The organism is Echinicola sediminis (genome assembly GCF_054777495.1).
On the sequence record NZ_BAAHAP010000148.1, the window covers coordinates 1 to 8,758 of the forward strand.

6 protein-coding genes are annotated in these 8,758 nt (G+C 42.6%); 1 reads left to right on the forward strand and 5 read right to left on the reverse strand.

Annotation, left to right across the window (positions count from 1 at the left end):
* Positions 1-183 precede the first annotated feature (183 nt).
* Both ACYVAA_RS21390 and ACYVAA_RS21395 read right to left on the reverse strand, forming a co-directional pair.
* On the reverse strand, positions 184-2,121 hold the full coding sequence (locus ACYVAA_RS21390) for a DUF3857 domain-containing protein (protein ID WP_460545771.1): 1,938 nt from the start codon (positions 2,119-2,121) through the stop codon (positions 184-186).
* Positions 2,118-3,971 carry a DUF3857 domain-containing transglutaminase family protein gene (locus ACYVAA_RS21395; RefSeq protein WP_460545774.1) on the reverse strand — a complete coding sequence of 618 codons (1,854 nt, stop codon included), beginning with the start codon at positions 3,969-3,971 and terminating at the stop codon, positions 2,118-2,120. The genes ACYVAA_RS21390 and ACYVAA_RS21395 overlap by 4 nt, the downstream gene beginning before the upstream one ends.
* A 201-nt stretch (positions 3,972-4,172) precedes the next feature.
* Here ACYVAA_RS21395 and ACYVAA_RS21400 point away from each other — a divergent pair, with 201 nt between their 5' ends.
* Positions 4,173-4,637: a MaoC family dehydratase gene (locus ACYVAA_RS21400; protein WP_460545777.1), complete on the forward strand. Its 465-nt coding sequence runs from the start codon at positions 4,173-4,175 to the stop codon at positions 4,635-4,637.
* A 115-nt stretch (positions 4,638-4,752) separates the two neighbouring features.
* Here the strand turns inward: ACYVAA_RS21400 and ACYVAA_RS21405 are convergent, their stop codons facing one another.
* The 3 genes from ACYVAA_RS21405 to ACYVAA_RS21415 form a co-directional block, all read right to left on the reverse strand.
* Positions 4,753-7,185 carry an outer membrane beta-barrel protein gene (locus ACYVAA_RS21405; RefSeq protein WP_460545780.1) on the reverse strand — a complete coding sequence of 811 codons (2,433 nt, stop codon included), beginning with the start codon at positions 7,183-7,185 and terminating at the stop codon, positions 4,753-4,755.
* A 216-nt stretch (positions 7,186-7,401) separates the two neighbouring features.
* Complete coding sequence (locus ACYVAA_RS21410) at positions 7,402-8,007, reverse strand: superoxide dismutase (RefSeq protein ID WP_460545783.1); 606 nt, start codon at positions 8,005-8,007, stop codon at positions 7,402-7,404.
* A gap of 106 nt (positions 8,008-8,113) precedes the next feature.
* Positions 8,114-8,557 (reverse strand): nucleoside deaminase, encoded by a 444-nt coding sequence (locus ACYVAA_RS21415; RefSeq protein ID WP_460545786.1) that lies wholly within the window; start codon positions 8,555-8,557, stop codon positions 8,114-8,116.
* Positions 8,558-8,758 lie beyond the last annotated feature (201 nt).

The window sequence follows — 8,758 nt, forward strand, 5'->3', positions numbered from 1 at the left end:
GGCCATTAAATTTGAGGGGAGGATCAGTTTGGACATCAATACGGAAACCTAATTATTTAGTGGAAATTTCCCTTCCCTGGGGCTAGCCCCAGGGAAGGGAAAGGACAGAGTTTAGCTAACACTCCCAGTACGAAGTACGAAGTGACCTTCTCACTTCCCACTTCGTACTTCGTACTTCCTACATTATGCTCCAGCTCTTTTCTTCAGTACCACTGGTTCTTGAATCTTATTGACCACATATTCCATGAACGCCTTCAGGCCAGGATACTCCTGAGGCTGAACCATCTCCTTCTTTAAATCAAACATAATATTGATCCGCAACATATTGTTGCCTGGGTCTTCTTGGGGGATATAAACAAATTTAGCAGCCCCTCCCGGTATGGATATTACGAGTTGTTCTGGAAAGTCATCCAACTCATAGCCTTCTGGGATTTTTATATTGGCGATATAATTGTCGCTGATAAGGTAATTAAAATCAACCGGAAAAATTCGTTCATCAATCTTAAATGGATTCTCCTTAAAGCGTGCGATGATAATGGGATTGACCAAAACCATGTCGGCGTTCGTGTTGACAAGCCTATCTACCATAAAGCTATTTTCCACTTGCTTGGTTTTTCCTTCCGTTTGCTCCATAGAATAAGTGGACACCACTGCATTGTCCTCTAACTTTAACCATTCACCTGCCTTTTGCACATCCATTTCCTCATACTTCTCCAAAAAACTGATGGCATCGTAATCCAAATACCTCACCTTATGATCATAATGCAAAGAGTCTGCTTCCAAAGAGATGTCCACCATTTGTTTGATACCTGACTTGTGGTCCAGTCCTATCCGCTCCAAATCACTCCCCTGTTCTCTTACCAAAAATCCTCCTTCCACATGACAGGACAAGGGCAAATAACCAAAAGGCACAAACTCATCGGAGGTATCCCCATACATCTCCTCGCCGTCAACAGCTGCTTTTACGATCAGCCTGTTGAACTGCCTCACGAAGGGAAACTGAACCAAATAAGAACGACCGTTACCTTTACTGCTTATTAACAAGGGCAATGCCTCTATATCATTTGCTCTAAGCATGGCGATCAACAAGAGGTTAAGTTCTGCTTTGCTCCCCACCCTTCCTTCAATGAGTTTTCTCATTGATTGATCAGGGACGAATCCCCTCTCATCGTTTAGGGTATAATGATCTTTAATGTACTGATAAATATTCTCGGCTTTTGCCAATTGCGTTTCTCCCTCTATTTTGATCTCCTGAAGATCCTTAAAGGGACCATTATTTCTAAAATAAGACTTGAAACTTTCAATATCATAAAGTTCATCGGCCAGTTTTTGCCACGTACTCAACACCGGCGTATAATGTCCTTGGTTACTAAAATCCTTATAGCCCGCTAGCTGAAACTCTATTTTGTCAAGATAATCCACAAAGTTTTCCATATATGGCTCTGGCTTGATGGACTTCAGGTTTTCAAGAACCCATTCATTGGTTCCGCTTTCCTTTCTTTGTTGGTTGGCAAGGATAAAATGTTCTCCTTGCCCTAAAAAACGGTAATCCAAGTACTCAGGTATTTCTATTTGGTATTTTGAAAAAACGGTGGGAATGTCATTTTGGAATGACCATCCATCCAGGAAAGTCAGCGATTTGCTGTAAATATTGTATTCATATTCCAAAATAGACCCTTCCTTCACATTCGGAAAGGTAAATCGAATTTCCTTATACCCATTGCCCACTTCAGTTTCAAAGAAATCTTTTTTGGACATCTTGATGATCTCTTCCTTTCCATTTTCATAATTCATCACCTGCGCCTTCAGCCCTGATACCGATTCCATCCGGTCATCCCCTTCGTAAAAACGGATTATAACATCTGCATATTCCTTTGCACTGACATCAAAAATTTTTATCCTGCGCTTTGTTTCTGTAATCAGCTGGGAGTTGCTGAAAAAGCTGATTCCTTGCTCTCCCAATACCACAGCCGAGGCCTCAGGTTCAAAAGCACATTCACTCATCTCCAACTCCTCCTGACTGTATCTGCCCAATTTTATTTCTTGGGCCTTTAAAACACGTGATGACAAAATCACCATCAGCCCGATGGCAAACAATAGTAAATTTCTTTTATTTATCATTTTCTTAAAAATATTGGTTGCTCATCCAGTTTTGCAATTTGTTTGAGGGTATTACGAATTTCTTCCTCACTGACTCCTTCAGGAAAGTGAAAATCCACCGTCCTATTGATCTTTAATAAATTGCCTCTAAAAACTTGTTGCTTCTGATAATCAAAATAACCTTCTGTCAATTCCAGGTTTTCAATACTGCTTTCAAGTTCCATATTTTCGGAACTTTCTATTTCTATCTCTTCCTCCCACCGCATGTTGCGGTTATGGAGATTATCCAGATCAACGGATTGAAATTTAGGAGTAATGATCACCCTTTTGCTTGTACTTTGGTAAAATTTCTGGAGAAAGGTTTCATGGCTTAGCAGGGCTTTAGGTACAAGCCCACTCCTGTCCACCTCCAATCCATAATTCTCGATATGCGCTCCGCTGAGATGCAGGTCATTATAAAGGTGCTTTTGGAAATCCTTTTCATTTAGATGGTATTGCGCAGAGATATAATCCTGGGCAGCAAAACCTACAAGCTCCTTGGTCTGTCTGATCTTTGCCATTCCCTGATCCAGCAATTCTACTTTGGAAATGTTCTTGATCTGATTGAATGCAGCAGATCGATATGACGGAGTCTTCATTAATTTCCCTCCACCCTCATCCACCACCAACACATGGCGATCCATGGTGAAATCCCCTAAAAACCCGGCCGGCAAGGTACTGGATGTACATTCTAACCAAACCGTATCCGCCTCAAAAGGAACCTGGAGAATTACATGGTTGAATTGATTGGAAGGAAAATCAACATCTATGTCATCCTCATCGCTTCCGGCGCGCACCAAAGTATAGTTGGACTTTATTCCCGCTTCCTTAAGCATGGCATGCATAAACATAGAAAGCGCTTTGCAGTCTCCGTATTTTAAATCAAACACCTCCGCTGCCGCCATTGGCCTTAATCCTCCAATGCCCAGCTGAATGCTGACATAGCGATAATTATCCTGCATGTATTGGTAAAGAATCTTTATCTTCTCCAGATCATTTTCAGTACCATCAATAAGCTCTGCTACTTTTTGTTTGGCAGAAGCGGGCAAAAGCTCTCTGTCAAGATTTACTTTGTGGATCCACCTTCCCAATCCGTCCCAAGTTTCCAGATTAGAGTGGTAACCTTCCATGGAAAAAGACTTTGGAGCTATCTTGATCATCGCCACGCTATCTTTGTGCCGTTCCCCTTCTCCCATCGCCAAAAGATTGCTGAGCCGCCAATGGGCCTTCACCTTTCCTTCCTCTTTGACAACCTTTGCCTCTTGGTCTATATTGCTCAAATGATACCTCACGCCCATCGATTCCGGATAGATAAGGGTCAGCTCAGCATTCTTCACGAGCTGACCGTCCTTTCCCTCAGGCCTCCATGCCGGAAAAGACATATTCCCACTTGTTTTGGTGGTATATTCATATTCCAACTCAACGGGAAACTTTCCTGAATAAAGCTCAAAATACTTTAATCGGTTATCTTCAAAAACAGAGTAATCCGCGATTAATGAAACATCGTTGAGGTTTTTTAATTTTAATTTTTCTATTGTCTTTCCAGAAACGCCATCCCGAACCTCTCCAGCAAAATCCTCTATTCTGGTAAGTTCATCATAAAAAATAGCTATATAAGCATGCCCCAAACCTTCTTTACTTAACACAGTAAACTTTTCACGAACTGTACAGACCACTTCATGCTCAGTGGTTAACTCCAGACTAAGATTCTTCTCCACTGTTGAATGAAACAACTTCTTTTCTTCATTGACAGATTGCGCATTTACTCCTTTAGGAAAGCCAGTTACAACTAAAAAAAGAACTGCAATTGCTTTGGTAAAAACTGTATCCATTTCAAAATATAAATAGTGACTAACTAAAAAAACCAAACTCCCCGCAAAACAGGTAGTTTCTTTCCTTAAAGTAACATTTTTCACCCTAAAGTCATGCCTATAGTTTTAAAATTATTCCTCTCTTACTTTCACGAAAGCCTCGGTTTCCTATCTGCCTCCTTTTACGTATATTCGCCTTTTAAACTTTATAAATCATCGTTCATGAGCCAGTTAGAGATCAACAGTTTTGAGGAATTTGAAAAATATATCGGCCAACCTTTAGGCATTTCAGAATACCATAAAATCACACAGGAGCAGATCAATAAATTTGCTGATGCCACTTTAGACCATCAATGGATCCATGTGGATACTGAAAAAGCCAAGAAAGAGGGTGCTTTCGGAAACACGATTGCCCATGGCTACCTGACCCTCTCTCTTGTTCCTTATCTATGGGAACAAATCGTCAGGGTAAACAACCTGAAAATGTTGGTCAATTACGGCATCGAATCATTGCGCTTTGCCCAACCGGTCATCGTGGACAGTGAGGTAAGGCTGCATGCCAAACTGGCAAATATCACCAACCTCAGAGGAACCATAAAAACCGAAATGGATATCAAACTGGAAATCAAAGACCAAAGGAAACCCGCCTTTACAGGTAAATTGGTATTCCTTTACCATTTCAAATAATCACACAACGTTTCTAAACAGGCGGCCAAAAAGGCAAAAGCCTTTTCGACATAAAAAAAGTAGCCCCTACCCAGTGGCTACTTTTTTTGCTGTTAAACCAAAATAAATAATTCCTTTAATCCAAGCGGTTTCTTTCCTCTGTACTTCCACTTCTGTTGGACACTTTGAAGTTTTCTCCTTTGGAAAACTTCCATCTAAAGGTCAGGCGAATTGACTGCTGGCTGTTATATTGTCTCACTTCGGTATCAATCTTATCAAACTTCACTTTTCCCCGGAAATTCCTCATCCTAAAAAGATCATTGCCATTTAAGGTCAGGGCAAACTTATCATCCTTGAAGGTTTTGGTGACACCGGCATCTATCCATCCAAATCCCTTTGCCTCCAACTGTCCCTCCAGAAAAGGACTCAAATACATCCCAACAAGCTCCACTTTGAAGCCCTTGGGCAGGGTGATATTGTGCTGGGACCGGGCCATATAGGACACCTGTTGCATATCCAGGAATTCATCCCCTATCTGAGACTCATAGGTTTTATAATATAAGTGTAGCATATTACTGGTGCTGTACCATTCGGCGATATCTACTGGCACCATCATCCGTAGACTTAAGTCTTCCGATTTATCAAAATTCTGTCCCTGCAAGATGGTCTCCCGGGTTTCTTCATTCTGCGTCATCACCTGGCCAAAGGCATTAGTGGTTTTTGAATAAGCCAAGGTGAATTGATAGATCCCCTTGACCACATGGCTCATTTCGATATTGGTGGCATATTGTGGTTTTAAGTTTGGATTTCCCCGTTCAGTGGTTAAGGGATCCACATAAAAAACATAAGGGTTCAGCCAGTGATAATTTGGCCGGGTTATTCTGCGGTTGACATTATAGTTGATCTGGTATTTATCGGAAACTTTGTGTTGGAGATACATGCTAGGAAACAGGTTTACATACTCTTGTTTGTTCACCTGATTCAAGGTGACTGAATTTCCAGTGATATCCGAGTACTCAAGCCTTAGACCGGCCTGAAAATCCAACTTCTTGCTGATGGGAGACTTGAAGGAAGTATAGGCCGCCAGAACGTTTTCATTGTAGATAAAGTGATTACTATTGGGATCAGGCTCGAAAGGCCCATCTTCCTGGCTCCTGGAAATGTCCAGCATATTATCCGACTCCACCCAGCTCCCCTTAAGGCCTGCCTCCAGTTTTTGATCCTCCCCAAACGGCTTGACAAAATCCGTTTTAGCCGTCAAAATAGTATAGTTCATGGAATTGCCCGTCCTGATCCTGTCCATAGTACCGGCATCTCTCTCCTCATTCAGCCAATAACTGTTGGTCAGTATCCCCAAACTGCTCCCATCCACCGCAGTGTAATCCACATCGGTTGAAAACTTTGTCCCCAATGTATCCAGGTTAATGATGTGGTGGAAATTGGTGAATATTCTTCTGTTATCATTATCGGCATCATTTATAGCCAACAGGTGATTTATATCGCTGTTGCCAGGATTACTGATGTCGGTCAAAGAATGCCCCTTATTTTTCCCATTGTAGTCTGAAGCCTGTACATTGATCCCTACTGTATGCTTATCATTGATCTGATAGTCCGCGCCTCCGGTGAAGAACACACTTTTTCCGCCCAGCCTTAGCAGTGCTTCCTGATCAAAATCAGACCGGCCACTTTCCAACTGAAACCGCCTTAATATCTCCAGATCTATATCCCTCACCCAGCTGTTGTAATTCAAGCTGGCATTGGTGGTCCATTTCCCTCGCTTCATATTAAGGGTAGCCCCGGCAAAAGGTGCGTGACGACCATTGAAATAGTGTCCCGCCTGAACACTCCCATTGGTCCCGTTATAGTCGTTCTTTTTCAACTTGATATTGAGCACACCCGCCGCTCCTTCCGCATCGTACTTGGCAGGAGGGTTATTGATCACCTCAATGCTTTTGATATTGTCCGCAGGCATAGCCCGTAGAAAATTGGCCAGATCCTCAGCACTCATATAGGTTTGCCTATCGTCGATCAGGACAATAACACCTGACCGCCCGTTCAAATTGATCTTCCCATCGGCGTCCACATAGACCCCCGGGGACCTACCGATCACATCCAAGGCATTACTTCCCTCAGCCATCACGGTTCCCTCCACATTTACCACTGTCTTATCAGCCTCTATGATCACCTCTGGTCGGCTGCTCCTTACCTCCACCTCATTGAGGGAAGTGGCTTCTTCTTCTATCGCGATGGTTCCAAAATCCTTTTCCATCCCACTTTTCAGATCAAAGGGCTTGGAAATAAAAGTCCGGTACCCAAGTGTGGAAACACTCAAGGTTACTTTTCCGGTCTTGGAAGTGGCGATAAGAAACTGCCCGGCATCATCCGATACCGCCCCTGTGATCAGCTGGCCTGACCCCTCCTCCAACAAAGCAACATTGGCAAATGGCAACGCTTCCCCCTTGCTGCCTTTGACTTGTCCTGTCACTTTTCCGGATTGTTGCCCTAGGGCCTGGGCCGCTCCGAGCAGAAAAGTAAAGATTACAATAAATAGTTGATAAGAAATTTTCATGATGTGCTGGTTTATGCTATCCAGCAATACTCTTAGAAAATCTGATGCCATCAATAAAAAAGGTGGCTGGACACCCAAAAAAGGTGATTTATCAAAAAATGACGCCTGTAGCTGTATCGTAAGCGGACAGTTCAAACGTCCGATTTAGACACAAAAAAACCCCGATCCGCAAGGCAGACCGAGGAATTTTCTCAGTTAATTTTAATCGTCACCGGCTTATTTGGCAGCCGCATATCTTTTACCTACTTCTTCCCAGTTTACCACATTCCAGAAAGCTGAGATATAGTCAGGTCTTCTGTTTTGATAGTTAAGGTAGTAGGCATGCTCCCATACATCAAGTCCCAAGATAGGAGTACCAGGGCATTCAGCCACATCCATTACTGGATTGTCCTGATTAGGGGTAGAGCACACACACAGCTCTTTTTTATCGTTTACACACAACCAAGCCCATCCTGAACCGAATCTGGTAGCAGCAGCTTTGTTAAACTCCTCTTTCAAGGCATCAAATGAACCAAACTTGGCATCAATTGCTGCAGCAAGATCACCTGAAGGTTGTCCACCGCCGTTAGGAGAAAGAACCGTCCAGAAAAGGGAGTGGTTATAGTGACCACCACCGTTATTTCTTACAGCAGCATTAGAACCTGCTACTTTCATTAACTCCTCTAGGCTTTTACCTTCAAGGTCAGTACCGGCAATTGCGTTGTTCAAATTCGTAACATAAGCATTATGGTGCTTACCATGGTGGATTTCCATTGTTTTTGCATCGATACTTGGTTCCAATGCTTTAACATCATAAGGTAATTGAGGTAATTCAAAAGCCATTGTTTATAAAATTTTATAGTTTAACATTAAATAATAATTCCTATCAAAATATCTATCCTTCAAACCAAGATACACCCAAAATGGTTCTCTGGATTCCTAAATACTCTTAATTTCTCAACTTTTGGAAAAAGACATCCAATAAGGCCTTGGCCTCATCTCCCATGAGGCCATGCCTGACCTTGGTTTTTGGATGCAGCAAATTTCCGTCCAGTCTTCCATAGCCTCTCCTTGGATCAGATGCAGCATAATACAATCCCCCTAGCTGCGCCCAAAAACTGGCCCCGGCGCACATGACACAAGGTTCTAAAGTAACATACAGCTCGCATTCTGTAAGGTATTTTGCACCCAATGCATCAGAAGCTGCGGTAATTGCCAGGATTTCGGCATGGGCGGTGACATCCGTTAGTTTTTCTGTCTGGTTGTATGCCCTGGCGATAATCCTGTTCCGACATACCATCACAGCACCCACGGGAATCTCTCCTTCATCAAAAGCAATTCTGGCTTGCTTGAGGGCCTCGTTCATAAAATATTCTGGCGTATAGAGATCCATGTCAGCTATTTTAGCCATTGAAGTTAATGTAATTTTATAAAGGGACAAAACCACACCAGCTGCCCTAAACGCAAAATTTTAATACTGAGGCAAAAAAAAAAGCGGCCGGCGCCGCTTTCTATATTTTTAGAATAATAATTCGAAGACTTCGTTTCTGACTCCTTCGTTAATGATCAGTGCCAAAATCAGCGAGACCACCAG